This window comes from Streptomyces sp. NPDC043908, assembly GCF_056435525.1.
Genome location: NZ_JBWKEI010000008.1, coordinates 216652 through 242768, shown reverse-complemented (window position 1 = coordinate 242768; position 26117 = coordinate 216652). Strand labels below are relative to the sequence as shown.

At 72.2% G+C, this 26117-nt stretch carries 20 protein-coding genes and 2 tRNA genes; 8 read left to right on the top strand and 14 right to left on the bottom strand.

Annotated elements, in window-relative coordinates; genetic code table 11:
* Positions 1 to 77 precede the first annotated feature (77 nt).
* The 3 genes from AC069K_RS19625 to AC069K_RS19615 all read left to right on the top strand — a co-directional run bounded on the left by AC069K_RS19625 (position 78) and on the right by AC069K_RS19615 (position 2786).
* Positions 78 to 707: a hypothetical protein gene (locus AC069K_RS19625; protein ID WP_365109080.1), complete on the top strand. Its 630-nt coding sequence runs from the start codon at positions 78 to 80 to the stop codon at positions 705 to 707.
* A gap of 13 nt (positions 708 to 720) precedes the next feature.
* Complete coding sequence (locus tag AC069K_RS19620; RefSeq protein ID WP_365109077.1) at positions 721 to 1404, top strand: class F sortase; 684 nt, start codon at positions 721 to 723, stop codon at positions 1402 to 1404.
* Between the two features lie 362 nt (positions 1405 to 1766).
* Entirely contained in the window at positions 1767 to 2786 is a 1020-nt protein-coding gene (locus AC069K_RS19615) for a glycoside hydrolase family 6 protein (protein WP_365109074.1), read from the top strand.
* Positions 2787 to 3420: 634 nt separating this feature from the next.
* Here AC069K_RS19615 and glxA read toward each other — a convergent pair.
* The 3 genes from glxA to AC069K_RS19600 all read right to left on the bottom strand — a co-directional run bounded on the left by glxA (position 3421) and on the right by AC069K_RS19600 (position 7889).
* Entirely contained in the window at positions 3421 to 5364 is a 1944-nt protein-coding gene (gene glxA, locus AC069K_RS19610) for a radical copper oxidase GlxA (RefSeq protein ID WP_478617845.1), read from the bottom strand.
* Positions 5361 to 7313, bottom strand: coding sequence for a glycosyltransferase family 2 protein (locus AC069K_RS19605; protein ID WP_365111752.1), 1953 nt, complete (start codon positions 7311 to 7313; stop codon positions 5361 to 5363). Before AC069K_RS19605 ends, glxA begins: the two co-directional genes overlap by 4 nt.
* Positions 7314 to 7815: 502 nt before the next feature.
* Positions 7816 to 7889 (bottom strand) — tRNA-Lys (locus AC069K_RS19600).
* 193 nt (positions 7890 to 8082) lie between these two features.
* On the opposite strand from AC069K_RS19600, the gene AC069K_RS19595 reads away from it, so the two are divergent.
* The 3 genes from AC069K_RS19595 to AC069K_RS19585 all read left to right on the top strand — a co-directional run bounded on the left by AC069K_RS19595 (position 8083) and on the right by AC069K_RS19585 (position 11477).
* Entirely contained in the window at positions 8083 to 9558 is a 1476-nt protein-coding gene (locus AC069K_RS19595; protein WP_478617842.1) for a peptidoglycan-binding protein, read from the top strand.
* A gap of 11 nt (positions 9559 to 9569) precedes the next feature.
* Complete coding sequence (locus AC069K_RS19590; RefSeq protein ID WP_478617839.1) at positions 9570 to 10736, top strand: SPFH domain-containing protein; 1167 nt, start codon at positions 9570 to 9572, stop codon at positions 10734 to 10736.
* Positions 10737 to 10880: 144 nt separating this feature from the next.
* Entirely contained in the window at positions 10881 to 11477 is a 597-nt protein-coding gene (locus AC069K_RS19585; RefSeq protein ID WP_365111761.1) for a lytic polysaccharide monooxygenase auxiliary activity family 9 protein, read from the top strand.
* Between the two features lie 199 nt (positions 11478 to 11676).
* Here AC069K_RS19585 and AC069K_RS19580 read toward each other — a convergent pair whose 3' ends face one another.
* The 10 genes from AC069K_RS19580 to AC069K_RS19535 all read right to left on the bottom strand — a co-directional run bounded on the left by AC069K_RS19580 (position 11677) and on the right by AC069K_RS19535 (position 20154).
* Positions 11677 to 13185 carry an MFS transporter gene (locus AC069K_RS19580; protein ID WP_478617836.1) on the bottom strand — a complete coding sequence of 503 codons (1509 nt, stop codon included), beginning with the start codon at positions 13183 to 13185 and terminating at the stop codon, positions 11677 to 11679.
* A gap of 284 nt (positions 13186 to 13469) precedes the next feature.
* Positions 13470 to 13952: a group II truncated hemoglobin gene (locus AC069K_RS19575; protein WP_478617833.1), complete on the bottom strand. Its 483-nt coding sequence runs from the start codon at positions 13950 to 13952 to the stop codon at positions 13470 to 13472.
* Positions 13949 to 14500: a hypothetical protein gene (locus tag AC069K_RS19570; RefSeq protein ID WP_478617830.1), complete on the bottom strand. Its 552-nt coding sequence runs from the start codon at positions 14498 to 14500 to the stop codon at positions 13949 to 13951. Before AC069K_RS19570 ends, AC069K_RS19575 begins: the two co-directional genes overlap by 4 nt.
* A 113-nt stretch (positions 14501 to 14613) precedes the next feature.
* Positions 14614 to 14687 (bottom strand) — tRNA-Lys (locus AC069K_RS19565).
* Between the two features lie 119 nt (positions 14688 to 14806).
* Entirely contained in the window at positions 14807 to 15565 is a 759-nt protein-coding gene (locus AC069K_RS19560) for an IclR family transcriptional regulator (RefSeq protein ID WP_365111773.1), read from the bottom strand.
* A 177-nt stretch (positions 15566 to 15742) separates the two neighbouring features.
* On the bottom strand, positions 15743 to 16537 hold the full coding sequence (locus tag AC069K_RS19555) for an amino acid ABC transporter ATP-binding protein (protein ID WP_478617828.1): 795 nt from the start codon (positions 16535 to 16537) through the stop codon (positions 15743 to 15745).
* The gene (gene ehuD, locus AC069K_RS19550) at positions 16527 to 17144 is read right to left on the bottom strand and encodes an ectoine/hydroxyectoine ABC transporter permease subunit EhuD (RefSeq protein WP_478618126.1); all 618 of its coding nucleotides are present in this window, start codon (positions 17142 to 17144) and stop codon (positions 16527 to 16529) included. The genes AC069K_RS19555 and ehuD overlap by 11 nt, the downstream gene beginning before the upstream one ends.
* Positions 17145 to 17206: 62 nt before the next feature.
* A complete protein-coding gene (gene ehuC / locus AC069K_RS19545) occupies positions 17207 to 17866 on the bottom strand; it encodes an ectoine/hydroxyectoine ABC transporter permease subunit EhuC (protein ID WP_365111776.1) in 660 nt (219 codons plus the stop codon).
* Entirely contained in the window at positions 17863 to 18717 is an 855-nt protein-coding gene (ehuB, locus tag AC069K_RS19540; RefSeq protein ID WP_365111779.1) for an ectoine/hydroxyectoine ABC transporter substrate-binding protein EhuB, read from the bottom strand. The genes ehuC and ehuB overlap by 4 nt, the downstream gene beginning before the upstream one ends.
* A gap of 51 nt (positions 18718 to 18768) precedes the next feature.
* Positions 18769 to 20154 carry an amidase gene (locus tag AC069K_RS19535; protein WP_478617824.1) on the bottom strand — a complete coding sequence of 462 codons (1386 nt, stop codon included), beginning with the start codon at positions 20152 to 20154 and terminating at the stop codon, positions 18769 to 18771.
* Between the two features lie 94 nt (positions 20155 to 20248).
* On the opposite strand from AC069K_RS19535, the gene AC069K_RS19530 reads away from it, so the two are divergent.
* Together AC069K_RS19530 and AC069K_RS19525 are read left to right on the top strand one after the other, a co-directional pair.
* On the top strand, positions 20249 to 21388 hold the full coding sequence (locus AC069K_RS19530) for an LLM class flavin-dependent oxidoreductase (RefSeq protein WP_478618123.1): 1140 nt from the start codon (positions 20249 to 20251) through the stop codon (positions 21386 to 21388).
* Between the two features lie 346 nt (positions 21389 to 21734).
* Positions 21735 to 23450 carry a glycosyl hydrolase family 18 protein gene (locus tag AC069K_RS19525; protein ID WP_478617821.1) on the top strand — a complete coding sequence of 572 codons (1716 nt, stop codon included), beginning with the start codon at positions 21735 to 21737 and terminating at the stop codon, positions 23448 to 23450.
* 639 nt (positions 23451 to 24089) lie between these two features.
* Here the strand turns inward: AC069K_RS19525 and AC069K_RS19520 are convergent.
* A complete protein-coding gene (locus AC069K_RS19520) occupies positions 24090 to 25970 on the bottom strand; it encodes a putative bifunctional diguanylate cyclase/phosphodiesterase (RefSeq protein WP_478617818.1) in 1881 nt (626 codons plus the stop codon).
* Between the last annotated feature and the right edge of the window lie 147 nt (positions 25971 to 26117).

Below are 26117 nucleotides of genomic sequence, written 5' to 3'. Positions count from 1 at the left end.
GCGGCGCGGAGCCGTTCGGGTGCGCCCGGGATGCGAAACGCGGCGTGGCGGGTGAATCTTCGTACAGGAGGTTCACGATGCGTTTTCGACAGGTCACGCTCTGTGCGGCCGTGGTGGCCGCCACCGCCCTGATGCCCGTGTCCGCCGCGGCGGCGGATTCCGCGCCGCACGGCTCGCTGACGGTGACACCGTCCACGAGCGCCCCGGGCGCCGAGGTGGACCTGCGGGTCGGCGTGTGCAAGGACGGGCAGGCCATCGGGACCTCGGAGGCCTTCGTCTCGCAGGCGCGCTTCAGGCCGGCGGCGGACGGGGGCCTCGTCGCCCAGGCCCGTATCCGCACGGACGCGCAGGCGCGCTCCTACGACATCTGGGTGAACTGCAAGGACGGTTCGGGGCAGGCCACCGGCCGCGTCACCGTGGTCCACGGCGGCTCCGGACACCACGACGGCAACCACGAAGGCCGTCACGAGGGCAACCACGACGGCCGTCACGACGGCAACCACCACCCGGACCAGCGCCCCGACCACCACGCCACCCCGCACGCCCCCGTCCACGCGGGCGGCGGCGGCACCGCGCGGCTCGCGCAGAGCCAGGCCACCGAGCAGGGTCCCGGCACCCTGCACGCGGTGGTCGGCCTGGCCCTCGCGGCCGTGGCGGCGGTCGCCGTGGCGGGCCGCAGCACGCGCCGCCGGCGCGGCGGCGGCTGAGGCGGGCACGGCCATGTCCCGCGAGCACACGTCCGGCTCCGGGCGGCTGCTGACCGGCGTGGCGTGGGCGGTCCTGCTGGTCGCCCTGTGGCTGTGGGGCCGCGAGGTGACCGACGGCCCGGGCGGCAGCTCGGCGCCGACCACCGGTGACGTGGCCGCCGTGGGGCGCCCGCTGGGCGTACCCCTGCCGCCCGCGCACGACCCGGTCACCGCGGCGCCGCCGCAGCGCGTCGAGATCCCCTCCATAGGGGTGACCGCGCCCGTCGTGCCGCGCGGCCTCGACACCTCGGGCGCGGTCGACCCGCCGCCGTACGACCGGCCGGGCACGGTCGGCTGGTTCGGTGCCGGGGTCCAGCCCGGCGGGCCCGGCGCGGCGCTGCTCGTCGGCCATGTCGACACCGAGCGCAAACCCGCAGTCTTCTACGGCCTGAGCGCCACCCGCCCCGGCCAGAAGGTCAAGGTGACCAGGACCGACGGGTCGGTCGCCGAGTTCACCATCGACGACGTACAGGTCTTCGGGCGGGCCCGGTTCGACGCGCACAAGGTGTACGGGCCGCGCCGGGCGGGACGCGCGGAGCTGCGGCTGATCACCTGCGGGGGCACCTACGACCGCAAGGCGCGGACGTACACGGCGAACGTGGTGGTGTCGGCCTATCTGACGGACGTACGCGCGCCGGCGCCGTCCCCCAAGTCCTGAGCCTGAGCCTCTGCCTGAGCCGTTCCCAAGTCCTGAGCGGGCGGCGTGCGTTCCGTACCTGGCCCGGCCGACGGTTCGCTCCCCCCGGAGCCGCCGGCCGGGCCGGTCCTCGACCGCGGGCGCGCGGGCTGCGGGAGAAGCCCGGCACCTCCACGGGAGGTGCGGTGGGACCGGCGTCGACCTGGGGCCGGGAACGGGCCGATACGACCACTGTAGAACCGGTGTGCGCTTTCGGCCTAGGGCCGGATAACGCCAAGTCGCCTTCCGTGCGCGCTCGGTGGGATCGGGCTCGTGAGCGTACTCGGCGGTGTGCCACGATGGATCGGGGGAAGCGTCCGGAAAAGTACGTCAAGGGGGAGTGGATGGTGCTCAGTGGTGCGCGGACCGGCGCGGCCGGGGTGGCGGTGGCGGCGGTGGGCGCGGCCCTGCTGCTGACGTCCTGCTCGTCGTCCTCGTCGTCCCCGGACGGCAGCGGGAAGCCCGAGGTGGCGCAGCAGCCCAAGGCGACCGATCCGTTCTGGGTCAATCCGGACGGCAACGCGGCGAAGCAGGCCGCCGCGTACCGCGAGAGCGGGGACGACGACAAGGCCGCGCTGATCGCGAAGATCGCGGAGCAGCCGGTCGGGGAGTGGATCGGCCCGGAGAACCCCGAGTCGGAGGCGCGGGGCTTCACCGAGGCGGCGGCGAAGGCCGACCGTACGGCGCTGCTGGTCCTCTACAACATCCCGCACCGCGACTGCGGCCAGTTCTCCAAGGGCGGGGCGGCGGACGGGGACGCCTACCGGGCGTGGGTGGACAAGGTGGCGGCGGGGATCGGGGACCGGCCCGCCACGGTGGTCCTGGAGCCGGACGCGGTGCTGCACCTGGTGGACGGCTGCACGCCCGCGCGGTTCGCGGAGGAGCGGTACGACCTGCTGAAGAAGGCGGTCGAGCGGCTGAAGCGGCAGCCGGGCGTGAAGGTGTACGTGGACGCGGGCAACGCGGGGTGGCAGCGGCCGGACGCGCTGGACGAGCCGCTGCGGCGGGCGGGGGTGGCGGCGGCGGACGGCTTCGCCGTCAACGTCTCCAACTTCCAGACGACGGCGGCGAGCCGGGACTTCGGCCGCCAGCTGTCCGCGAAGCTGTCCGGCAAGCACTTCGTGATCGACACGAGCCGCAACGGGAACGGGCCGTACGGGGGCGGCGACCCCAAGCAGACCTGGTGCAACCCGCCCGGCCGGGCCCTGGGCGAGCGGCCCACGACGCGGACGGGGGACGCGCTGGTGGACGCGTATGTGTGGGCGAAGCGGCCGGGGGAGTCGGACGGGGACTGCAAGGGGGGGCCCAAGGCGGGGGAGTGGTGGCCGGAGTACGCCCTGACCCTGGCCCGCAACACGAAGTAGCCCAGGCCCCTCCCCGGGAGCCCCCGGCCCCCTGCACGGGCCTGCGCCCCGAACCCTGGGGGCTGCGCCCCGGCCCCTGTACGGGCCCTGCGCCCCGGCCCCTGTACGGGCCCTGCGCCCCGGAACCCCTGCGGGGCTGCGCCCCGAACTCCTGCGGGGCTGCGCCCCCACCTCCTCCGGGGCTGCGCCCCGAACTCCTGCGGGGCTGCGCCCCGAACCCCTCTTTCGTCTGCGGACCGTGCTGGGTTGCTCGCGCAGTTCCCCGCGCCCCTTAGGTACTCCGCCGCACCCGGAATGCTGTCCCCGGCCACCGACCACCCAGGGGCGCGGGGAACTGCGCGCCGAGCCACGCACAACCCGCAGCCGACCACCGGGCTTTCAAGGGGCGCGGGGAACTGCGCGAGCAACCGACCACCGGCCGGTAGTCGAAGTCCGGGCCTTGAAGGGGCGCGGGGAACTGCGCGAGCAACCCACCACCGTCCCGCAGACAAAGCCCCGGCCTTGAAGGGGCGCGGGGAACTGCGCGAGCAACCCACCACCGGGTCGCAGACAAAGCCCGGGCACCGCCCCCGCCCCTTGAGGGCAACCCACCACCGTCCCGCAGACAAAGCCCGGGCAACCCCCGCACCGCCCCCTACCGCACCTCCACCCACACCCCCCGCGACGGCACCCCGTCCCCGTTCGTGACGAAAAGCATGTACCAGCCCGCGGGCACCAGGTTCCGGTTCTTCGGGATCGTCACGCGTACCCCGTCCCCCGTCTTCGCCACGTCCAGCGCCACCGACCGCTGGTCGATGTCCGTGACGTGGGTCGTCGCGCTCGGGCGGATCAGGCGGGCCGTCTTCACCGAGGCCGCGTCCTTCGTGGGGAAGACCCCGCTCCCGCCCAGCGTCAGGGACGTGGGGCCGGGCCCGAGTGCGGGCCGGGCGGAATCGCCGCCCTTGTACAGGTACGGCGGCGTGTAGATCTCGATCCGCTGCTCGAACACCCCCGGCTTCGTGTCGTCCTTGTCCGCGAAGAGCGAGTCCCCGCCGAAGGTGACGACGCGGCCGTCCGGCAGCAGGAGCGAGCCGGAGTGGTAGTTGCGGCCGACCTCGGGGTCCGCGACCCGCCGCATCGTGCCCGTCTTCGCGTCGTAGATCCGCGCCTGGTGGAGGTTGGAACCGCCCCGGCCCCGGTAGTCCCGGGAGCCGCCGCTGATGAGCATCGTGTCGTCGGGCAGCACCGACGCCTCGGGGTAGCGGGTGCCGTCGGAGAGGGAGGGGCCGTCCTTGAAGGACGGGTGGGGGTCCTTGAGGTCCACGACGCGGGTCTTCTTCGACGCCTTGGCCGACTCCCCGACCCCGCCCCCGCCGATCACCATGTACTTCTCGTCCTGCGCCGGCGGCAACAGCACCGTCCCGGACGTCTCCATCTCCAGTGGGTCGCTCAGCCCGGGGATCTTGGTGAACTTGTTGCTCCTGAAGTCCCAGATGCCGGGGTCGCGGCCCACGTCGTCCGGTCCGTACCCCGCGTTGGATCCCGAGTAGAACAGCTTGCCGCTCTGGAGCAGGAACACCGCCGGGTAGGTCGGAAACTGCCGGATCCCCTTGGTGTACGTCCACTTCTTCGTCTTCGGGTCGTACACCTCGTTCTTGCCCGGCACCAGCTGCCCGATGTCGTCCAGGCCCGACAGGGCCAGCACCTTGCCGTCGGAGAGCGTCGTCAGCGTGGGGTACCAGCGCGCCTCGTTCATCGGGTCGACGGTGATGTACCGCTCGGCCACCGGGTCGAACTCGTACGCGTCCCTGATCCCCTGGAAGTCCTTCTTGTCCAGGGCGAGCTTCTGCGCGATGCCGTAGACGTTGCGGGTGTCGGAGCCCTTGAGGCCCTGGACGCGGTAGTTGTCCTCGGTGCCGGTCTCGTGCTCCGTGCCGGACTCCTCGGCCTCCACGTAGATCCGGCCGAGCCCGGCCTCGGTGCGCAGGAACTTCCCGGTCTTCTTGTCGAAGACCTTCTTGGCGCGCTGGACGAGGACGGGATCCTTGGAGACGAACGTCTTGCCGTTGGTCTTGCCGGTGAACCGGCTGCCGGCCGGCAGCGTGATCGGCTTGTCCGGGTCCTCGTTGTGGACGATCATCAGGCCGCCGGCCTTGGTGACGTCGCCCTGGAGCTTCTCGTACCGCTTGGTGCCGCCCGCGATCAGCAGGCGGCCGTCGGCCAGCTGGGTGTGGCCGGTGCAGAACAGGTCGTTGGGCGTGGGGATCTTCTTGAAGGTGTTCTTGTCGGGGTCCCACAGCACCGTGTCGAACTTCTTCGCGTCGAAGTTCTTGGCGTTGTTGCCGGAACCCGCGACGAGCAGGACCTTTCCGGTGTGCAGCAGCGCCGCGTGGATCGTGTTGAGGCGGAACTCCTTGGGTATCTCGACCAGGTCCCAGTGGCCGTTCTCCGCCTTGTACCCCGCCTGGTTGATCTTGTAGTCGTGGTACTGGTCCGAGGAGAATCGGTAGAGCCAGGGCCCGTTGGCGCCCGCGAGCGCGAGGACCACCGTCGTACCGATGGCCCAGCGGCGGGCGCGGCGGGTCGGACGGAATCTCATGGCTTACGTCCCCCAAGGGCGATCTGCTCGGTCTGGTCGGCGGGCGGCGGTGTCGCGTGCGCGCCCGGCGCGCCGGGCGCGGCGGCTGTCCCCGGGGCCCACTGCGGGCGTTCCTGCGGGTGCGGGGCGGCCGGCGGGCCGGAGCGGCGGCGCCTGCCGCGCTTCTTCTTCTCCGCCCGTACGGTCCAGCGCCAGCCGATGATCGGCGCGGCCGTGATCAGCATGGCCAGGGTGGCCCAGGTGATCATCGCGGGGTGGCTGTGCCCGTTGAAGAACGAGGATATGAGCGAGCCGCCGAACAGGGCGATGAAGAAGAGGTGGATGCGGAAGGTGCCGAAGAGGGTGTCCGGGCTGGACGAGTCGCCCTTGGGGGTCACCACGAAGGAGCTCTTGCGGCGCAGCACGGCGTCCATCAGCGAGCGGGCGTAGATGGGCGCGGAGAGCGCGGACATCACCATGCCGGCGATCCCGCCGGAGCCCTCCGGCTCGTGCGGCGAGACGTTGTGGCGGCGGTTCCAGATGTAGAGGCCGATCTGGAGCGCCGAGGCGTTGCCGTACAGCATCATCCAGATGACCGGGTCGATCTGCACGCCCGAGGCGCCGAGCCCGAGGAACAGGGCGCAACTGAGGGCCGCCAGGATCCAGTTCAGGGCCGACATCGGGTAGAAGATGATCATCATGGTGTAGTTGAAGAGCTTGCCGGCCGGCAGGGTGCCGAAGCCCTTCCAGTACTGCTTGAGGATCGTCTCGTACGTCCCTCTGGACCAGCGCAGCTGCTGGGTGAAGAAGTCGGTCCAGGCGCTGGGGCCCTCGCCGACGGCCAGCACGTCCGGGGTGTAGACCGAGCGCCACTTCTTGCCGGTGGCCGGGTTGGTGGCGCGGTGCATCTCGAAGCCGGTCGCCATGTCCTCGGTGATCGAGTCGTACAGCCCGCCGATCTGCTTCAGCGCGCTGATGCGCACGGCGTTGCTGGTGCCGACGAACATGGGCGCGCCGTACTTGTTGCCGGCCCGCTGGATCAGCGCGTGGAAGAGGAACTGCTGGGACTCGGCGGCCTTGGTGACGAAGGTGTCGTAGTTGCCGTAGACCTGCGGGCCGATGACGAAGCCGACGTCGGGGTCGCGGAAGTAGCCGAGCATCCGCTCCAGGTAGTTGGGCAGCGGCACGTGGTCGGTGTCGACGGAGGCGAAGAAGTCGTAGTCGCCGCCGTGCGCCTCCAGCCAGGCGTTGTAGTTGCCGTGCTTGGTCCTGGCGCGGTGCGGGCCCTTGGGCTGGTTCCAGCGGGCGACGCCCTTGCGGGAGAAGTGGTGCACGCCCAGGCGCGCGCAGACTTCCTTGACCGCCGGGTCGTCGCCCTCGTCGAGGAGCCAGACGTGCATCAGGCCGCGGTGGCGGATGCGGACCGCCGCCTCCAGGGTCCTGGTCACCATCTCCAGCGGCTCCTTGCCGGGCACGAAGGAGGTGAGGAAGGCGACCTTGGTGCCGGTCTCGGGCACCACGGGGACCGGGTCGCGTGCGACCAGCGTGGCGTGCGCGTTGGAGAGCACGTTCATCGTCCGGAACAGCTCGATCAGGCCGATCGAGACCAGCATGACGATGTCCAGCACCAGCAGGGACCGCGAGGCGTGGTCGCGCTCGGTCCAGTGCCGGGGCTGCATCAGCCAGGCGAACAGGCCGAGCGAGACCAGCGGGGCGGCGCCGAGGAGCAGGGCCGCGCGTATCCGGTGCGGCTCCTGCGAGAGCAGCGAGCGGTAGCGCACGCGGTACGGCTTGGACGGGTCGGGCTCGGTGAGCGGGCCGGCCAGTCTGCTGTAGTGCTCGTAGTCGTAGCGGGGCAGCGACTTCTTCAGGCGCTGCCCGGCCCCGGGCCGCAGATGCGGCGGAAGCCGGAGCTGAGTGGTCTGGGACGGGTCGTCGTGGTGCCGGGCGCCGGTCGGCGTCGACGTCATGAGTCATCCCCCCGCACGCAAGGGTCAGGTTGCGTGTGTCGTTGTTCCGTCGTCCGCGTCGGTCCCCCTCGACCCCGCGGACGTGGTGATGGTCGGTCAAGGGGCGGGTCGCATCCCTTGATCCAAGATAGAGGAGGAGGCCCTTCCGGTTGCATGATGCCTTCATCGGCACCGCTTCCTGAACGGGGCCCCCGCCCCGCAGCCGGTGCAACCGGGACATTCCCCTCCGAAACCCTCGCGCGGCCTCCAAGTCGTGGAGGCGCGCACCCCCTTGGGAACCGATGGCCCCCAGCCAGGTTTCTACGGTCGGCGGCTTGATCGCAAGGGTGAAACGAGGTGTTTACCGGTCAAACACGGGCTTTACGGGGCGCTTGTGCAGGGCGTGCGGATTTCGGGTGGAGCGCCCGTGGGAGCGTCATGCGCCGCGTGGCGCGGGAGGCGCGGGCGCACTCCGGAACGACCACAGCCCCCTCACCGATGGTGAGGGGGCTGTGGCTGTCTGTGCGCCGCCAGGGACTCGAACCCCGGACCCGCTGATTAAGAGTCAGCTGCTCTAACCAACTGAGCTAGCGGCGCCTGCTGACACCGAGAACTCTACCGGACTCGGACGGGTGGTTCTGACCGGCGCCACGCGGTGAGATGTTCGTTTCATCCGTTTTGATCCGTCATAGTGCGGTTCAGGCGGACGGTGGGAAAGCTGTCGCCCGTGCAGAAGCGCAGAGAAGATCGCCAACGACCACGAGATCGCCGAGAGCGGCAGGTGACGCCCATGACGGTGCCGGTGTTCGAGGAGTACGAGCCGGCGGGCGAGTGCGGCTGCCCCGGGTGCGCGGACCGGCGGCGGTCGGCCGCGCTGCCGCTGCGCGCGGGAGGCCACCCGGCCGCCCACGGCGCCCGCCGCGCGCTGGTCCTCGCGACCGCGGCGGGGGTGGTCCTCGGCGCCCAGACCGCGGCCGCCGCCCCCGTGGGGCCGCCGGTCCCGGGCGCCGGTCACGACCGGGCCGTCTCGGACGGCGACGCCGCCGACCTCGACACCGGCCCCGTGACCGAGCAGGGGGTGGCGGGCGCCCTGCACGGGAGCGCCGCCGCGCGGCCCGAGGCGGCGGCACCGCACCGGCTCCAGCCGATCACCCGGGCCGACATCATCAACCGCGCCAAGAAGTGGGTGGCGGCGCAGGTCCCGTACAGCATGGAGAAGTACTGGACGGACGGGTACCGGCAGGACTGCTCCGGGTTCGTCTCGATGGCCTGGAACCTCGGCACCAACGAGTGGACCGGCAGCCTGGGCAAGTTCTCGGTGCGCATCGCCAAGGAGGAGCTCCAGCCCGGCGACATCCTGCTCTTCCACAACCCGCAGAACCCCACCAAGGGTTCGCACGTGGTGATCTTCGGCGGCTGGACGGACTACACGCACACCTCCTACGTCGCGTACGAGCAGACGCCCCCGCTCGCCCGCAGACAGCCCACCCCGTACGCGTACTCGACCAACTCCTCCCGCTACGTGCCCTACCGGTACAAGGGGATCAGCACCGGCAACAGCGGGGCCATCGTCGCCGAGCAGCCCGTTCCCGCGTTGCTCGCGACGGACTACCCCGGGGCGGCGGCGTTCGGGCCGGGCGCCGACAACGCCCATGTCACCCGTCTCGGCGAGATGCTGGTCGCGCGCGGCGGCAAGCGCTTCTACACCCGGGGCCCCGGTCCCGTCTGGGGCCCGGCCGACCGCCTGGCGACCCAGGCGTTCCAGCGCGCCCAGGGCTGGACCGGCAGCGGCGCCGACGGGCTGCCCGGCCCCCGGACCTGGAGCCTGCTGGTACGGGGCGAGGGCAAGGACATCCCGCCCGCGACCGGCACCAGCGGCACCGCCGACGCCCAGACGGCGGCCACCACGACCCCCCAGCCCGAGCCGCCGGCCCAGACGCCCGCCGCCCAGACGCCCCCCGCCCCGCCGCCCGCCGCGGGCGCTCCCGCCGCGCCGACCGGCGCGGTCCAGGCGGGCTGGACGCGGGTGCCCGCCTTCCCCGGCCGGGCGCACTTCCGGCCGGGCCGGACCAGCCCGTACGTGACCGAGCTCGGGCGGCAACTGCTGCGCAAGGGGTTCGGGCGGTACTACACCTCGGGCCCCGGCCCGCGCTGGAGCGAGGCCGACCGGCGCAACGTCGAGGCCTTCCAGCGCGCCCAGGGCTGGCGCGGCGGCGCGGCCGACGGCTACCCCGGCCCCGAGACCTGGCGGCGGCTGTTCGCATGACGGAGGCATCGATGCGCAAGACGACGGACACCCCCACCCCCGGGGAGGGCGCCCCCGGGCCCGGCCCCGGCGCCCGCCGGGTCGCGGTGATCCGGGGCGGGTCCACGGCCGAGATCCCGGTGCACCTGCTGTTCCGGGACGACACCGTGCCCACCCCCGTGGTGCCGCAGCCGGGGCAGAAGCCGGGGCCGAAGCCGGTGGCGCCCGCGGCCCGGCGCGCGGCGCGGCCCCTGCCGCCGCCCTCGCGGCCCGCCCCGCCCGGCGACCCGGACCTCGTCGAAGGGGCCGGGCCCGTGGTGCCGGGGGCGGTGGCGGTCGTCGCGGGGCTGGCCGCGCTGGCGGGATGCGCGGCGCTGGTCTGGTCGGCCGGGCTGCTCCCGGCGGCCCTGACCCGGGCGCTGCGGCTTCCCCCGTCCGCGCACGGAGGCGGCCACGCCGCCATGGACCCGGCGCACTGGGCGCTCCTGGTGCTGGGCGCGGCGTTCGCGGCCGTCTGCTTCGGCGGGCTCGGACGCGGCCGGGTCGGATCCGCCTGGGTGCTCTCGCTCTGCGGCGACTACCGGGGGAGCGTGCGGCGCACGGGGCTGGTGTGGATGAACCCGATGCTGCTGCGCCGACGGGTCGACGTACGGCTGCGGCACTGGCGCAGCGAACCGATGCCCGCGGTCGACGCGGACGGCACCGCGCTCCTGGCCGTGGTGCTCGTGGTGTGGCGGGTCAGGGACACCGCGCGGGCGGCGCTGGCCGTCAAGGACCACGTGGTCTACCTGCGCGACCAGGTGGAGGCGGCGACGGCCCGGGTGCTCTCCCGGCTCCCGGCCGACGCCTTCCACGAGGACGCCCCGACCCTGCGCGACGCGGAGGCCGTCGGGGACGCGCTCACCCGGCTGCTGAAGGCGGAGGCGGAGCCGGTGGGGATCGAGGTGTACGCGGCCCAGCCGGTCCGGATCGAGTACGCGCCGGAGGTGGCGGCGGCGATGCGGCGCCGGCGGGTGGCGGCACTCGACGCCCGGCACCGGGACGCCGTGCTGAGTTCGGTGGTGGACGCGGTCGACGACACGGTCGCCCGGCTCACCTCACGCGGTCTCGTCGAGCTGGACGACTACGAGCGCCGGGTGCTGGTCAAGGACCTGACGGTGGCGTTCTGCACGGGCGGGGGCGCCGCGCTGGACGGCTGAGCGCGGGGGAGCGGCGGGGCCGAAGCCGCCGTGCGATTGGTCTGGACATGCTCAACTGGCGGGAATAGCCTGTGAGTTGGTCCAGACCAGATTGCACGCGTGCCACGACCCCAGAACTCCCCCACGTTCTCCAGGAGCGTCAGCATGCGCAAGAAGAAGCTGGGCGCGGCCGTGGTCGCGCTCGCGGCCGCGGGTGTCTCCCTGTTCGCCACCTCCAGCGCCGGCAGTCACGGCTACACCGACCAGCCGCTCAGCCGCCAGAAGCTCTGCGCCAACCGCACGGTGTCCAACTGCGGCGACATCCAGTGGGAGCCCCAGTCGGTCGAGGGCCCCAAGGGCTTCCCGGCCGGGGGTCCCGCCGACGGCACGCTCTGCGCGGGCGGCAACAGCCGGTTCGCCGAGCTGGACGATCCGCGCGGCGGCACGGGCTGGCCCACGACGAGGCTGACGGCAGGTCAGTCGTACACGTTCCGCTGGCAGTTCACCGCCCGGCACGCCACCACCGACTTCCGGTACTACCTCACCAGGCAGGGCTGGAACCCGGCCCAGAAGCTGACCCGGGCGGCCCTCGATCCCCAGCCGTTCCTGACCGTCCCCTTCTACGGGAAGCAGCCGCCGCCCACGCTCTCCCACGAGGGGACCGTCCCCACGGGCAGGACCGGTCACCACATGATCCTCGCGGTGTGGACGATCGCGGACACGGGCAACGCGTTCTACGCGTGCTCGGACGTGCAGTTCTAGCGAGGCCGTGCAGTTCTGGCGAGCCCGGGGTTCGTCCGCGGGTGGTGGTGGGTGGCTCGCGCCGTTCCCCGCGCCCCTCGGGGGTCGGCCGCCCCCGGCGGGATCGGATCAGCCGCACCCCGCCGGCCCCCGGACGAGACAGCGACGACCGCCGGGCGGGCTCGAAGGGAGCCCGCCCGGCGGTCGTACGCATACGGGGTTACGCCACCAGTTCGTTCTCCGGCGCCACCGGCGCCCCGGCGCTGGTGTTCCGCAGCAGCGCCGCCGTCACCCCGGCCGCCACCAGCAGCAGTACCGTCCCGCCGACCGCCGCGTACTGCATCCCGTGGACGAAGGCCTCGCGGGCCGTCGCCACCAGGGTGTGGTCGGTGCTCGCGACCGCCGCGCCCAGGGTCTCGCGGGCCGTCGCCGGGGCCGAGCCGGGCATGTCCGAGCGGTAGACCGCGGTGCCGATCGAGCCCAGGACCGCCATGCCCATCGCCCCGCCGAACTCCTGGCCGGTCTCCAGGAGCGAGGCCGCCGAACTGGCCTTCTCGGCCGGGGCCGAGGCCAGCGCCATGTCGGAGACGAGCGCCATCACCGCGACGATGCCGCTGGCGAGGACCGCGGCGCCGGTCAGCAGCAGCCACAGGGAGTCGGTGCCGGTGAGGGCGAGGATGCCGTAGCCGGCGGCGCCGATCACGAACCCGGCCGTCATGACCGGGGCCTTGCCCGCCCTGGCGGCGATCGCCGTGGCCGTCGGGGCGGCGACGCCCACCGCGAGCGAGGGGGCCATCGACCACAGGGCGGCCTCCATGGTGCCCATGCCGAGCACCGACTGGAGGTACTGGGTGGTGAAGTACGCCGAGCCCATCATCGCGAAGGCGGCGACGGCGTTGAGGGATATCCCGGCCCCGAAGACCCGGTCGCGGAAGAGCTCACGGCTGATCATCGCGTCCCGCCGGGTGCGCTGGCGGCGGACGAAGGCCCAGCCGATCAGCAGGCCCACGGCCACCGACAGCAGCCGCCCGGTGCTGAAGCCCTCGGCGGCGAACTCCTTCAGCCCGTAGACCACCGGCAGCACCGCACCCATCGACAGGGGCACGCTCAGCAGGTCGAACCTCCCCGGCGCCGGGTCCTTGGACTCGGGGACCAGGACCGGGACGAGGACCAGCAGGAGCAGCATCGCGGGCACGTTGATCAGGAACACCGAGCCCCACCAGAAGTGCTCCAGCATCACGCCGCTCATCACCGAGCCGAGCGCGATCCCGCCCGCCATGGCACCGGACCAGATGCCGATCGCCTGGCCGCGCTGGCGGTCGTCGCGGAACAGGGTGCGGACCAGCCCCATGGTGGACGGCATCAGGGTGGCGCCGCCGACGCCGAGCAGGGCGCGGGCGGCGATCAGCATCTCGGCGCTGGTCGCGTACGCCGCCGCCACCGAGGCGACGCCGAAGGCCGCCGCGCCGATCAGCAGCAGCTTGCGGCGGCCGATCCGGTCACCGAGCGAGCCCATCGTGATCAGCAGCCCGGCGAGCGCGAAGGCGTAGATGTCGAAGATCCACAGCTGCTGCGTGGCGCTCGGGTCCAGCTCCCGGGTGAGGGAGGGGATCGCGAAGTAGAGGACGGAGACGTCCATCGAGACCAGCAGGAGCGGCAGCAGCAGGACGACGAAGGCGGTCCATTCCTTGCGGCCCGCGCGGAGGTTGGTGCTCGGTGTGTGGGTCATGACAGGAACTGTACGGCCGTTTAATACGGCTGTCTAGAACGAATGTATAGGACATGCGTACGGCCCCTCCGGAGGGTCCGGAGGGGCCGTGCGCATGCCGTCGCGAGGGGCGGGTGGTTCGTCGGCGGGCCGGTGGGGCTTGCTCGTTCGCGCGGTTCCCCGCGCCCCTGTGGGTCCGGCCCGGTACGCGCGGTCATCGCGGTACCGGGCCGGGCGTTCTGCCGTGAGGGGCGCGGGGAACCGCGCGACCAGCCCCCGCCGGCCCGCGGTCGAACTCCGGGCCGCTAGGCCTTCGGCTGCCAGGGCGGGGTCTGGTTCCAGCCCCACCTCGGCACCTTCGCGCCCGTGCCCTCCACCGGCGGCGGGTTCGGGCCGGAGTAGACGAGCGCCATCCGGGTGCCCCACTCGATGTAGTACGCGAACACCGCCCGGAACTCCGGGTCGTCCGGCAGGCCCACCTCGTCCGCCGTGTCCATCAGCAGCGAGACCCAGCGCCGCCGCTGCTCCTCGGTGATGCCGCGGCCCAGATGGCGCCCGGCCATCCGGTCGTGGCCGCCGTGGGCCGCGGTGTAGCCGGCGGGACCGCCGAAGACCTCGGCGAGCCAGACCGCCACGTGGTGGGCGTGCTCGGGCGGGGCCGCCGCGAACACCGGCGCCAGGACCGGGTCCTTGTGCACATGCCCGTAGAAGACCTCGGTCAGGTGGCCCAGCGCCTCCTGGCCGCCCATCCACTCGTAGACGCTGGGGATCCCCGGAGCGTCGCTCATGCGTGTTCCTCCTCGGCCGGCCCCGGCGCGCGGTCGGGGCCCTGGGCGCGGACTTCGCGTACCCGCTCCAGGGAGTCGCGCAGCTCCCCGAGCCAGTCGTCGGTGTGACTCTGTACGAGCCGTACACACCAGGCAAGGGCCTCGCTGCGACTGCGGACCACCCCGCCCGCCACCAGCGTGTCCAGGACCTGGCGCTCGCTCTGCCGGAGCCGGGTCATGACCGGCGCCGCGACCTGGGTGAACATCGCCCGGTGCCCGCCGCACTCGGCGCCCCAGGACACCTTGCGCCCGTACCGGTGCTCGGCCTCACGGGCGACGGCGATCCGCTCCTCGCGGGTGCGTTCGCGGAACTCCTGGATGCGGCCGTCGACGGCGGCGGCGCGCTCGGCGGGGGAGACGTCGTCCGCGAGCGCCGGCTCGGGGACGCGTCCGACGACGGTGATCTCCTCACGGTCGACGGTCACCTCGACGAGGCGCTCGTAGAGCCCCTCGGGGATGCGGCCGGAGAACCAGCCGCGAAGCTGCTCGTGCTGTTCGGCTGTAATCATGTAATCAGAATTACGCGCGTTGACGGACGTGCCAAGGGTGTTCGCCGTGGGCCGGAAACATGTAGACACAACGCAAAAAGCCCTCCGCTTTCGCGGAGGGCTTCTGCTGTCGGTGCGCCGCCAGGGACTCGAACCCCGGACCCGCTGATTAAGAGTCAGCTGCTCTAACCAACTGAGCTAGCGGCGCCTGCTGACAGAGAAAATACTACCTGGTCCGCCGGGGTGCTCCGGACACCCGACGGATCACGGAAACGACACGCCACGGAGCGGGCGTGTCGGTACCGGTCGGCGTGGTACCGGTCGGTGCTAGATCGCCAGCGACAGCACCACGGGAGCGGCCCGGCGGTTCAGGGTGTCCGCCGCCGAGCGCAGGCGGTGGGCGTGCTCGATCGGGAGGGAGAGGGCGAGGCAGCCGACCGCCGCGCCCGCCGTGAGCGGGACGGCCGCGCAGACCGTGCCCACCGCGTACTCCTGGAGGTCGAGGACCGGGACAGTCGCGGGCTGGCTGTCCAGCTTGCTGAAGAGCACGCGCTCGTTGGTGATGGTCCGCGAGGTGAGCCGGGCGATCTTGTGGCGGGAGAGGTGGTCGCGCCGGCCGTTCTGGTCGAGCTGGGTGAGCAGGCACTTGCCGACCGCGCTGGCGTGCGCCGCCGAGCGGAAGTCCACCCACTCGTTGACCTTCGGGGCGCGCGGGCCGTCGGCGTACTGCGTGATCTTCACTTCGCCGTCGATGTACCGGCTGATGTAGACCGCCGCGCCGACCGAGTCGCGCAGTTCGGTCAGCGTGCTCTGGAGTTTGGCCTCCAGGGCCTGCTGGCGCACCACGCCGGAGCCCAGCAGGACGGTGGAGTCGCCGATGACGTACGCCCCGTCGGCCACCTGTTCCACGTAACCCTCGCAGCGCAGCATGAGCAGCAGCGAGGCGAGGTGGGCGGTCGGCAGACCGGTCTCTCGTGCGATCTGGACGTCCGTCACTCCGCTCGCGTGCTTGGAGATCGTCTCCAGGACGCGGAAGGCGTACTGCACCGAGTGGAACGGCGCGGTCGGCTCGGGCTTCAGCGCCACGGTTTCCCCCTAGCAGGTCGAGGCTGCGAAGGTGGACAGCTTCACCGTTCCACGATAACCGCCAAGACCCCATTCCGGTGGGGGTGTTGACGAGATTGATGATGCGCCCCGGCCCGCACGCTGGGGCGCATCCGTATGGCATATGCCAGAGGAAAGGTCCCTGGCCGGAAGGTGAGGTCAGAGCACCGAGCCGAGGAACTCGCGCGTGCGTTCGTGTTCGGCCGCGGTGAAGATTTTCTCCGGCGGACCGGACTCGATGACCTTCCCGGAATCGAACATCATGACCTCGTCCGAGATGTCGCGCGCGAAGTTCATCTCGTGCGTGACGCAGAGCATGGTGATGTCCGTCGTCGTCGCGATGTCCCGCAGGACGTCGAGGACCCCCGCCACCAGCTCCGGGTCGAGCGCGGAGGTCACCTCGTCGAGAAGCAGCACCTGGGGGCGCATGGCCAGGGCCCGGGCGATCGCCACCCGCTGCTGCTGGCCGCCGGAGAGCTGGGAGGGCCTGGCGTCCGTGCGGTCGGCGAGCCCCACCAGGTCGAGCAGCTCCTTCGCCCGTGCCTCGGCCTCGTCGGGCGAGAGGCCGAGCACCCGCACCGGCGCCTCGGTGAGGTTCCGCAGGACGGTCATGTTGGGGAAGAGGTTGAACTGCTGGAAGACCATCCCGATCTTCTTGCGGGCCTCCCGGCGCTCTCTCTCGGCGGCCGGAAACAGCCGGTCCCCATTGACCTGGATCGTCCCGGAGTCGGGGGTTTCCAGGGTCATCAGCAGCCGCAGGATGGTGGTCTTGCCGGAGCCGGACGGGCCGATCAGCGTGACGTGCCGCCCCGGCCGCACCGAGAAGCAGAGATCGTCCAGGACCGTGGTGGACCCGAAGCGCTTGGTGACGTTGTCGAAGGTGATCAGGGGCGACCCGGGCGGGGCGGAGGGGGAGGAGGCGGGGGCGGACGCGGGGGAGAGGTCAGCGGGCAAGGCGGCGCTCCAGGGCTCGTACGAGAACGGAAGCCGGGTAGGCGATGAGGATGAAGGCGACGCCGACGACGGTCAGCGGCTCGGTGTACTGGAAGGTCGACGCGCCCTCCAGACGGGACTGCTGGAGGAGTTCCAGGACGCTGATCCCGGCGAGCAGCGGGGTGTCCTTCAGCATCGAGATGACGTAGTTGCCGAGCGCCGGGACGATGCGGCGGACCGCCTGCGGCAGGATCACCGCCAGCCAGGTCCGGTGCGCGGGCAGGCTGAGCGCGGTGGCCGCCTCCCACTGGCCCCGGGGCACCGCGTCGATGCCGGCCCGGTAGACCTGCGCGGTGTACGTCGAGTAGTGCAGTCCGATGGCGAGGACGCCGGTGGTCAGGGCGGAGAACTGCACGCCCCACTCGGGCAGCACGAAGAACAGGAAGAACAACTGCACCAGCAGCGGGGTGGTGCGGATGAACTCGGTGACGGCCGTCACCGGCCACCGCACCGCACGGGACGAGGCGCGCAGGCCGAACGCCCACACCAGCCCCAGCGAGAACGAGATGAGCGAGCCGAGCGCGAGGACTTCCAGGGTGACCAGCACCCCGTCCCAGAAGCGCGGCATGAAGTCGCCGACGGCGGACCAGTCCCAGGAGGACTGCGCCGTCTGCGCCGAGACCGAGTGCGTCACTTGACCGTCACCCCCAGATTGGCCTTGGTGCGGCGCTCCAGTGCCTTCATGCCCCGGGTGATCCCGAAGGCGAGGACGAAGTAGATGACGAGGGTGACGCCGTAGATCCGGGCGCTGTCCTGGGTGGCGAGGCGGACCAGGTACGCGGCGAACGACACGTCGCCGACGCCGAGCAGCGAGACCAGCGCGGTGCCCTTGAGCAGCTCGACCAGCAGGTTGCAGAACGGCGGGATCATCTCCGGCACCGCCTGCGGCAGCAGCACCAGCCGCATCCGCTGCCAGGGAGTGAGGCTCAGGGCTATGCCCGCCTCGCGCTGCGCGGCCGGGACGGAGTTCAGCGCGCCCCGGACGATCTCCGCGCCGTACGCCCCGTAGGACAGGCCGAGCGCCAGGACGGCCGCCCACATCGGCACCAGCTGCCAGCCCACCAGCGGCGGCAGCACGAAGAACAGCCAGAACATCAGGACCAGGGCGGAGGTGCCCCGGAAGATTTCGGTGTAAAAGCCGGCCAGGAACCTGACGAAGACCGAGCGGTGCGTACGGGCCATGCCGATGCCGAAGGCGACGGCGGCGGCCAGCGCCGCGCTGTACACGGTCAGCTGGACGGTGATCCAGATCCCCGGCAGCACCCAGTGCTGCCACAGTCCCGCCGTCATCGGCACAGCTCCTTGGCGGTGAGGGTGGTCATCTCCGCGCGGGTGAAGCCGAACGGCCGCAGGATGCGGAAGAGTTCGCCGCTGGCGCGCATCTTGCGCAGCTCGGTGTTGAAGGCGTCGCGCAGCGTGGTGTCGGTGGGCCGGAAGGCGAAGCCGCCGCCGTCGACCTTCTTCCTGCCGTCGACGACGGCGGCGAAGGGCGCGGTGGCCTCGGCGCGGCTGCTCTTGCGCACCACGGCGCGGGTGGTCAGCGCGGTCCCGGCGAAGACGTCGACGCGGCCGGACTCCACCGCGTTCAGCCCGGCGACCTGGTCCTGGAGGATGACGATGTCCTTCTCGGGGATGCCGGCGGCGACCGCGTACTGGATCTCCGCGTAGCCGGTGCCGGTGGCGAAGCGGGCGCGGGTGCGCACCACGTCCTGGTACGTGTGCAGCCCCTTGGGATTGCCCTTGCGCACGATGAACGCGTCGAGCATCTGGTACTCGGGGTCGGCGAAGAGGACCTGCGCGCAGCGCTCCTTGTTGATGTACATCCCGGCCGAGACGACGTCGAACTGCTGGGAGTTCAGGCCCGGGATGAGCGAGGAGAAGTCGGTGGCCACCGGCTGGACCCGGTCGATGCCGAGCCGTTTGAAGATCACTTTGGCCAGTTCCGGCGCCTCGCCGGTGAACCGGCCGTCCTCGTCGACATAGCCGTACGGGACCTCTCCGGCGATCCCCAGCCGTACCGTGCCCTGCGATCTGAGGCGCCCGAGCGCGTCGCCTTCGGGCACCCGGGAGCAGCCGGCGGCGGCCAGGGCCACGCCGACACCCCCGGCGAGAAACGTTCGTCGTGCAGTTGCTCGAACCATGGCGGCGCCGCTACCCGGGATCGACGCCCCCATGCGTCCCGACCTGCTCCCTCAGCTCTCCAGCGCGCGCGCCGCCCGCAGCACCAGATCGTCGCGGTGGCGCGCGGCGACCAGCTGGAGGCCGATGGGCAGCCCCGCCGCGTCCGTGCCGACCGGGACGGTGAGCGCCGGCTGGCAGGTCAGGTTGAAGGGGTACGTGAACGGGGTCCAGCCCGTCCACCGGCGCAGCCCCGACCCCTCGGGGACCTCCGCCCCCGCCCCGAAGGCGGTGATCGGCAGGGTCGGGGTGACCAGCAGGTCGTAGGAGCGGTGGAAACGCGCCATCCGGTGGCCGAGCTCGGCGCGGACGTCGAGCGCGGCCAGGTAGTCGAGCGCCGAGTACCGCGCGCCCTGCTCGGCGATGTCCCGCAGCCCCGGCTCCAGGGTTGCCCGCCGCTCGGAGGGGACGCGGGCGGCCACCCGCGCGGCGCCCGTGAACCACAGGGTGTGGAAGGCGGCGACCGGGTCCGCGAAGTCCGGGTCGGCCTCCTCGACGTAGGCGCCGAGCCCGGCGAGCCGGGTCACCCCGGCCCGTACCGCCGCCGCGACCTCGGGACGCACGGCCACCTGGCCGCCGAGGGACGGCGAGTACGCCACGCGCAGGCCCTTCACCCCCTCGTCGAGGCTCGGGGAGACGGGCCGGGCGGCCTCGCCCGCCGACCAGTCGCGCCAGTCGGCCCCGCTGATCACGTCGAGCAGCAGCGCCGTGTCGGCCGCGTCGCGCGCCAGCGGTCCGATGTGGGCGAGCGAGCCGAAGGGGCTCGGCGGGAACAGCGGCACCCGCCCGTACGTCGGCTTCAGCCCGACCACCCCGCAGAACGAGGCCGGGACGCGCACCGAGCCGCCGCCGTCGGTGCCGAGCGAGAGCGGCGCCGCCCCGGCCGCGACCGCCGCCGCGCTGCCGCCGCTGGAGCCGCCCGCCGTACGGGAGGGGTCGTGCGGGTTGCGGGTGATCCCCGAGAGCGCCGAGTCGGTGACCGCCTTCCAGCCGAACTCGGGCATCGTGGTCTTGCCCACGAACACCGCCCCGTGCTCGCGCAGCCGCGCCACGGGAGGCGCGTCCACGTCCCAGGGCCCCGGTCCCGCCGGGAGCGTCGAGCCGCGCAGGGTCGGGCCGCCGGCCACCGGCAGCGCGTCCTTCACGGACACCGGCACCCCGTCGAGCAGCCCCAGCGGCTCCCCCGCGCGCCAGCGGGCGGTGGACTCCCCGGCCCGGGCCAGCGCCGCCTCGGCGTCGACCCGGACGAAGGCGTTGATCCGGGGCTCTACGGCGGAGATCCGCTCCAGTACGTCGCGGACCGCGTCGAGGGGGGAGAAGTCGCCCCTGCCGTATCCCGCCAGGAGTTGACGGGCAGTCAGGTCGGCGAGAGAGGTGCGGCCTGTCGTCGGCTCGGTCATGCCCGGGTTCGTACCCGGGTTTGCTGATCCACAGTGGCCGGGCGGGCGCCCGGTGGCCGGGGAATAAAACGGAGACCGCCTCCTGTTGGCTTCGCTGTATCCGTACGGCACGAACTGGAGGAGCGGACCGGTGGACGTGGACGACATTCGAGGGACGGCGTTCGGCGGCGCGCCCGTGCCCCTGTCCGTGCTGGACCTGGTGACGGTCGGCAGCGGCTACACCGCGAGCACGGCCCTGCGCACAAGTGTGGAGATCGCCCGGCTCGCCGAGCGGCGCGGCTTCACCCGCCACTGGGTCGCCGAGCACCACTCCATGCCCGGCGTCGCCTCCTCGTCCCCGGCCGTCATCCTCGCCCACCTCGCCGCCCACACCGAGCGCATCCGGCTCGGCTCGGGCGGGGTGATGCTGCCCAACCACGCGCCGCTGGTGATCGCGGAGCAGTTCGGCACGCTGGAGGCGCTGGCACCCGGGCGCATCGACCTGGGCCTGGGGCGCGCGCCCGGCACGGACGGCGCGACGGCGGCGGCCCTGCGCCGCACCGACCGGCTGAACGAAGGGGCGGACCAGTTCCCGCAGCAGTTGGCCGAGCTGACCCGCTTCCTGGACGACGACTTCCCCGACGGGCACCCCTACGCCCGCATCCACGCCGTGCCCGGCCCCGTGCAGGGCCCCACCGGCCGCCCGCCGATCTGGCTGCTCGGCTCCTCCGGCTTCAGCGCCCGGCTCGCGGGGACGCTGGGCCTGCCGTTCGCGTTCGCGCACCACTTCTCGGCCGCGAACACCGTGCCCGCGCTCGATCTGTACCGCGAGTCGTTCCGGCCCTCGGCGGTGCTGGCCGCGCCGTACGCGCTGATCGGCGTCTCCGCGCTGGCCGCCGACACCGAGGAGGAGGCCCGCCGCCAGACCCTCACCAACGCCCTGTCGATGGTGCGGCTGCGCACCGGCCGCCCGGGTCTGGTGCCGACGCCCGAGGAGGCGGCGGCGCACTCCTTCAGCGCGCTGGAGCGGGAGTTCGTCGACAGCTGGCTCGCCAACGTGGTCTCCGGGACGGCCGAGGAGGTGCGCGCCGGCCTCGACGCGCTCCAGAAGCGGACGGGCGCGGACGAGCTGATGCTGACGGCGAACGCGCACGGACCCGAGGCGCGACTGCGCTCGTACGAACTGATCGCGGACGTGTACGGGGCGCCCACGGCGAAGCCCGTGTCATCCGCGCGATCCACGGGGTCCGCGTAATCCGTGCAAGCCGCGGAATCCGGGTGGCCCGCGTGGTCCGTCGGCGGCCTCGCGGCGGCCGTCGGGAGCCGTGCGCGACGATCACTCGTCGGTAAATCCTGGATTCCGCACGGCCGGTGGTCCAACGCGTCCGCCGCCCTCCGCAAGATCCATAAGACACCCTTAAACCGCTCGTCACCGATGGTGGCGGGCGGTTCGTGCGTGGGGTCCACCTCCCTGACGAGCGGTTACGTTCCCAAATTGGTCTAGTCCTCAATTTGGTTCAGACCATTGACTCACCCCCGGCGTGATCGCTATCACTGCTCCAACCGCCGTTCCGCTCAGCTCCCCCCCCCGGAGGCCGACCGTGCCCGTCCGCAGACCTCTAACCGCAGCCCTGACGACCGCGACGCTCGCCGCCGGCGCGCTGGCCGCCTTCGCGGGCCTCGGCCCGGCCGGCGCCGCCTCCGCCGCCCACACCCGGACGGTCGCCGCCTCCACGGGCGGCGTGAAGATCGCGTACTACGACCAGTGGAGCGTGTACGGGAACGCCTTCTACCCCAAGCACCTCGACACCCGGGGCATCGCGGGCAAACTGGACGTCATCAACTACTCGTTCGCCAACATCCACCCCACCGACCTCACCTGTTTCGAGGCCAACAAGGCGGCGGGCGACGACAGCAACGCGAGCGCCGGTGACGGCGCGGGCGACTCCTACGCCGACTACCAGAAGTCGTTCGGAGCGGCCGACAGCGTCAGCGGGACCGCCGACACCTGGAACCAGCCCATCGTCGGCGTCTTCAACCAGTTCAAGCAGCTCAAGGCGAAGTACCCCAAGCTGAAGATCAACATATCGATCGGCGGCTGGAGTTACTCCAAGTACTTCTCGGACGCGGCGAAGACCGACGCGAGCCGCAAGAAGCTGGTGGCGTCCTGTATCAAGCAGTACATCCAGGGCGACCTGCCGGTCGACGGAGGTTTCGGCGGCCCCGGGACCGCCGCCGGGATCTTCGACGGCATCGACATCGACTGGGAGTACCCCGGCTCGCCCGACGGCCACCTCGGCAACCACTACGCCCCCGAGGACAAGCAGAACTTCACGCTGCTGCTCGCCGAGTTCCGCAAGCAGCTCGACGCGTACGGGGCCGCGCACGGCGGCAAGAAGTACCTGCTGACGGCGGCGATGCCGGCCGGACAGGACAAGATCAAGAACATCGAGACCGACAAGGTCGGGCAGTACCTCGACTACGCCAACGTCATGACGTACGACATGCACGGCGCCTGGGACGGCGACGGGCCGACGTACCACCAGTCGCCGCTGTACTCCGGCGCCAACGACCCGACCGACGTGATCAAGCCGGGCACCCAGAAGTACTCGATCGCCAACGCGGTGGACTCCTGGCTGGACGGGAACGCGGCGTACGGCATCGCGGGCGGGTTCCCGGCGAACAAGCTGACCCTCGGGTACGAGTTCTACTACCGGGGCTGGAAGGGCGTCCCCGCGGGCAGTGCGGGCGGCCTCGCCCAGGCGGCGACCGGCCCCTCGGGCGCACGGCCGCTGAGCCAGCAGCCCGGCATCGCCCACTACAAGGAGCTCGGCGGGATCGTCGACAACGCGGCGACGACGTACTGGGACGACCAGGCGAAGGCGTCCTACTTCTACAAGGACGGCGAGTTCTTCACCGGCCTGAACCAGAAGTCGGTCCAGGCGCGCGCCGACTACGCGCACAGCCGGGGGCTGGCGGGGGCGATGATGTACTCCCTGCTCGGCCTGGACGACAGGACGACGCTCCTGAACCAGATCGTCACGGCGGTCGGCTCGTCCCCGTCCTCGACGCCGGACCCGACGACGCCGCCCACCACCCCGCCGACGACCCCGCCCACCACGCCTCCCACGACGCCGCCCACCACTCCGCCGACGACGGGCTGCACGGCCGCGGCCTGGGACAAGGGCGGTACGTACACGGGCGGGACGCAGGTCTCCCACAAGGGCCACACCTGGAAGGCCAAGTGGTGGACGCAGGGGGAGGAGCCCGGGACGACCGGGGAGTGGGGGGTCTGGCAGGACCTGGGCGCATGCTGATGTGAGCCGAGAGCCCCCTTCGGGGGGAAGCCGTCCCATCCCGTGCCGGGGATGGGACGGCTTTCTCTTGCCCCACCCCACCCCTCCAGGGGCTACGCCCCCGAACCCCCCGTGGGGGACCTGCGGCCCCGCACCCCGCGACGGGGGCTGCGCCCCCGATCCCCGTGCGGGGCCTGCGGCCCCTGCGCCCCCCTCCTCGTTTTCGTCCGCGGGTGAGTGGGGGCTGGTCGCGCAGTTCCCCGCGCCCCTGAAGAACGGGGCTCCGCCCCGATCGGCGGGTGGGCGCTGGAGGTACGACGACCAGGAGTGACCGAGGGTCGCGCGACCTCCGACCGGCAGACGAACACCGGCCCCTTCAGGAGCGCATGACTCCCGACCGGCAGACGAACACGCACCCCTTGAGGGGCGCGGGGAACTGCGCGACCAGCCACCCACGACCGGCAGACGACCGACGTTTTTGGGGGCGCGGGGAACTGCGCGAGCAACCCCCACCGCACGGTCAGACGAACACCGGCCCCTTCAGGGGCGCGGGGAACTGCGCGACCAGCCACCCACCGGCCCGCAGACGAACCCCGGGCACAAAAGGGGCGCGGGGAACTGCGCGAGCAACCGACCACGACCGGCAGACGACCGATGCTTTCAGGGGCGCGGGGAACTGCGCGAAGTCGTCGCGCCGCAACCCCCGGACAGCATCGTCCCGATCAACCCCGGCCCCACCGCCCGCGAATACAACCACCCCTGCCCCGTATCGCACCCGATCCGCCGCAACCGCCCCGCCTGGTGCGACGTCTCCACGCACTCCGCCGTCACCTTCAGGCCCAGCCGGTGCGCCAGTTGGACCAGTGCCTCGACGATCGTCTCGTCGGCGGGGTTGGGGTGCGTGCCGCCCTCGTCGTACTGGAAGCCCCGGACGAAGGAGCCGTCCAGCTTCAGGACGGAGACCGGCAGCCGGGAGAGGTACGCCAGGTTCGAGTAGCCCGTGCCGAAGTCGTCGATGGCGATCCGTACGCCCATGTCGGACAGCGCCTGGAGGGCTTGGAGCGGACGGCCCGCCGAGCCCATCACGGCGGACTCGGTGAGCTCCAGTTGCAGCAGGTGCGGCGCCAGGCCCGTCTCCGCGAGGATCTCCGCCACGTCCGCGACCAGGTCGGAGTCCCAGACCTGGCGCACGGCCACGTTCACGCTCACGAAGATCGGTGGCACCCCGGGGTGCTCGATCTGCCAGCGGCGCGCCTGCCGGCAGGCCGTCCGCAGGACCCAGCGGCCGAGCTGGACGATCGAGCCGTCCTCTTCGGCAATTCCGATGAACCGATTCGGCGCAAGTGTGCCGAACTGCGGATGGTTCCATCGGACAAGCGCCTCGACGCCCTCCACGGCCCCGTCCGCCATCCCCACCAGCGGCTGGTACTCCAGCGCGAACTCCCCCCGGTCCACGGCCGGACGCAGCGTGGAGGAGAGCGCCTGACGGGTCATCCGGTGCGCGTTGCGCTCGGGGTCGAAGAGGGTCCAGCGGGCCTTGCCGTCGGCCTTGGCCCAGTACAGCGTCGTGTCCGCGTCCTGCATCAGACCCGTCGCCGTCGTCCCCGCGACCGCCCGCTCCACCACGCCGATGGACGCCGAGACCGACAGCCGCTGCCCGGCCAGGTCGAACGGCTGCTGGAGCACGGCCAGTACGGACTTCGCCAGCTCGGCCAGCTGCTCGGTCCCGGTGGAGTCCTCGACCAGGACCGCGAACTCGTCGCCGCCCAGGCGCGCCACCAGGTGTCCGCCGCTGCGGGCGTAGCCGCTCTGGTCGGCGCAGTGGGTGAGGCGGGCCGCGACCGCCGACAGGAGCCGGTCGCCGATGCGGTGGCCGAGGGTGTCGTTGACTGCCTTGAAGCCGTCGAGGTCGAGGTAGCAGATCCCGATCCGGCCGGTGCCGCCGCGTCCGTACGTGGACGCCTCCATCGCCCCCGCGAGCCGCTCGAAGAAGAGCGTGCGGTTGGGCAGCCGGGTCACCGGGTCGTGCATCTGGAGGTGGCGCAACCGCGCCTGGAGTTCGCGCCGGTCGCTGATGTCGGTGATCGAGAGCAGCGCGCCGCTGCCGTCGCGTACCGGCGAGACGGTGACCTCGGCCCACAGCGAGTGCCCGTCGGGGTGCTTGAGGCGGCGGGTGCAGCGGAACCGGGAGCGGCTGCCCTGGAGGACGTCCTGGTAGATGTGCCAGGTGCGGGCGTCGGCGGCGAGGTCGACGAGGTCGGCGGCGGGCCGGCCGCACAGTTCGGCGGGCGGGGAGCCGAGGAGTTCGGCCAGCGCGTGGTTGACGGCGGTCACCGTGCCGTGCCGGTCGACGACGGCCATCGCCAGGTGGGCCGCGTCGAAGGCCGCGCGGTAGTCACGCGGCTCGGCGGTGGTGCGCCCGACCGCGTGACGTTCGGGCGGCCGTCCCATGGGCCCCAGAGGCCCCTCTGGATGACGCTCTGTGACCGGCGGCCGCATGGTCCCGGGTGCTGCTCCCGGTCCTTCGGGGGTTCCGCTCACCGCTCGCTCCCGCTGTGCATTCGAGTCGTACAGAGATGTGGTCGGGGCCGTCGGCCGGGTGGAGGACAGCCGCCCGGGGCTGAATCCACGCAGGAAAGTGTGCCGATCATAGAGGCAGGCGCAATGGCCGATCCAGCTCCATGGCCG

Bases quoted from the DNA above. Each gene is read 5' to 3' on its own strand.
- AC069K_RS19625 (WP_365109080.1), top strand. From the start codon at position 78: ATGCGTTTTCGACAGGTCACGCTCTGTGCGGCCGTGGTGGCCGCCACC.
- glxA (WP_478617845.1), bottom strand. From the start codon at position 5,364: ATGAGATTCCGTCCGACCCGCCGCGCCCGCCGCTGGGCCATCGGTACG.
- AC069K_RS19535 (WP_478617824.1), bottom strand. From the start codon at position 20,154: ATGACCGAGCCGACGACAGGCCGCACCTCTCTCGCCGACCTGACTGCC.
- AC069K_RS19595 (WP_478617842.1), top strand. From the start codon at position 8,083: ATGACGGTGCCGGTGTTCGAGGAGTACGAGCCGGCGGGCGAGTGCGGC.
- AC069K_RS19580 (WP_478617836.1), bottom strand. From the start codon at position 13,185: ATGACCCACACACCGAGCACCAACCTCCGCGCGGGCCGCAAGGAATGG.
- ehuB (WP_365111779.1), bottom strand. From the start codon at position 18,717: ATGGTTCGAGCAACTGCACGACGAACGTTTCTCGCCGGGGGTGTCGGC.
- AC069K_RS19615 (WP_365109074.1), top strand. From the start codon at position 1,767: ATGGTGCTCAGTGGTGCGCGGACCGGCGCGGCCGGGGTGGCGGTGGCG.
- ehuD (WP_478618126.1), bottom strand. From the start codon at position 17,144: ATGCCGCGCTTCTGGGACGGGGTGCTGGTCACCCTGGAAGTCCTCGCG.
- AC069K_RS19620 (WP_365109077.1), top strand. From the start codon at position 721: ATGTCCCGCGAGCACACGTCCGGCTCCGGGCGGCTGCTGACCGGCGTG.
- AC069K_RS19575 (WP_478617833.1), bottom strand. From the start codon at position 13,952: ATGAGCGACGCTCCGGGGATCCCCAGCGTCTACGAGTGGATGGGCGGC.
- ehuC (WP_365111776.1), bottom strand. From the start codon at position 17,866: ATGACGGCGGGACTGTGGCAGCACTGGGTGCTGCCGGGGATCTGGATC.
- AC069K_RS19605 (WP_365111752.1), bottom strand. From the start codon at position 7,313: ATGACGTCGACGCCGACCGGCGCCCGGCACCACGACGACCCGTCCCAG.
- AC069K_RS19585 (WP_365111761.1), top strand. From the start codon at position 10,881: ATGCGCAAGAAGAAGCTGGGCGCGGCCGTGGTCGCGCTCGCGGCCGCG.
- AC069K_RS19570 (WP_478617830.1), bottom strand. From the start codon at position 14,500: ATGATTACAGCCGAACAGCACGAGCAGCTTCGCGGCTGGTTCTCCGGC.
- AC069K_RS19590 (WP_478617839.1), top strand. From the start codon at position 9,570: ATGCGCAAGACGACGGACACCCCCACCCCCGGGGAGGGCGCCCCCGGG.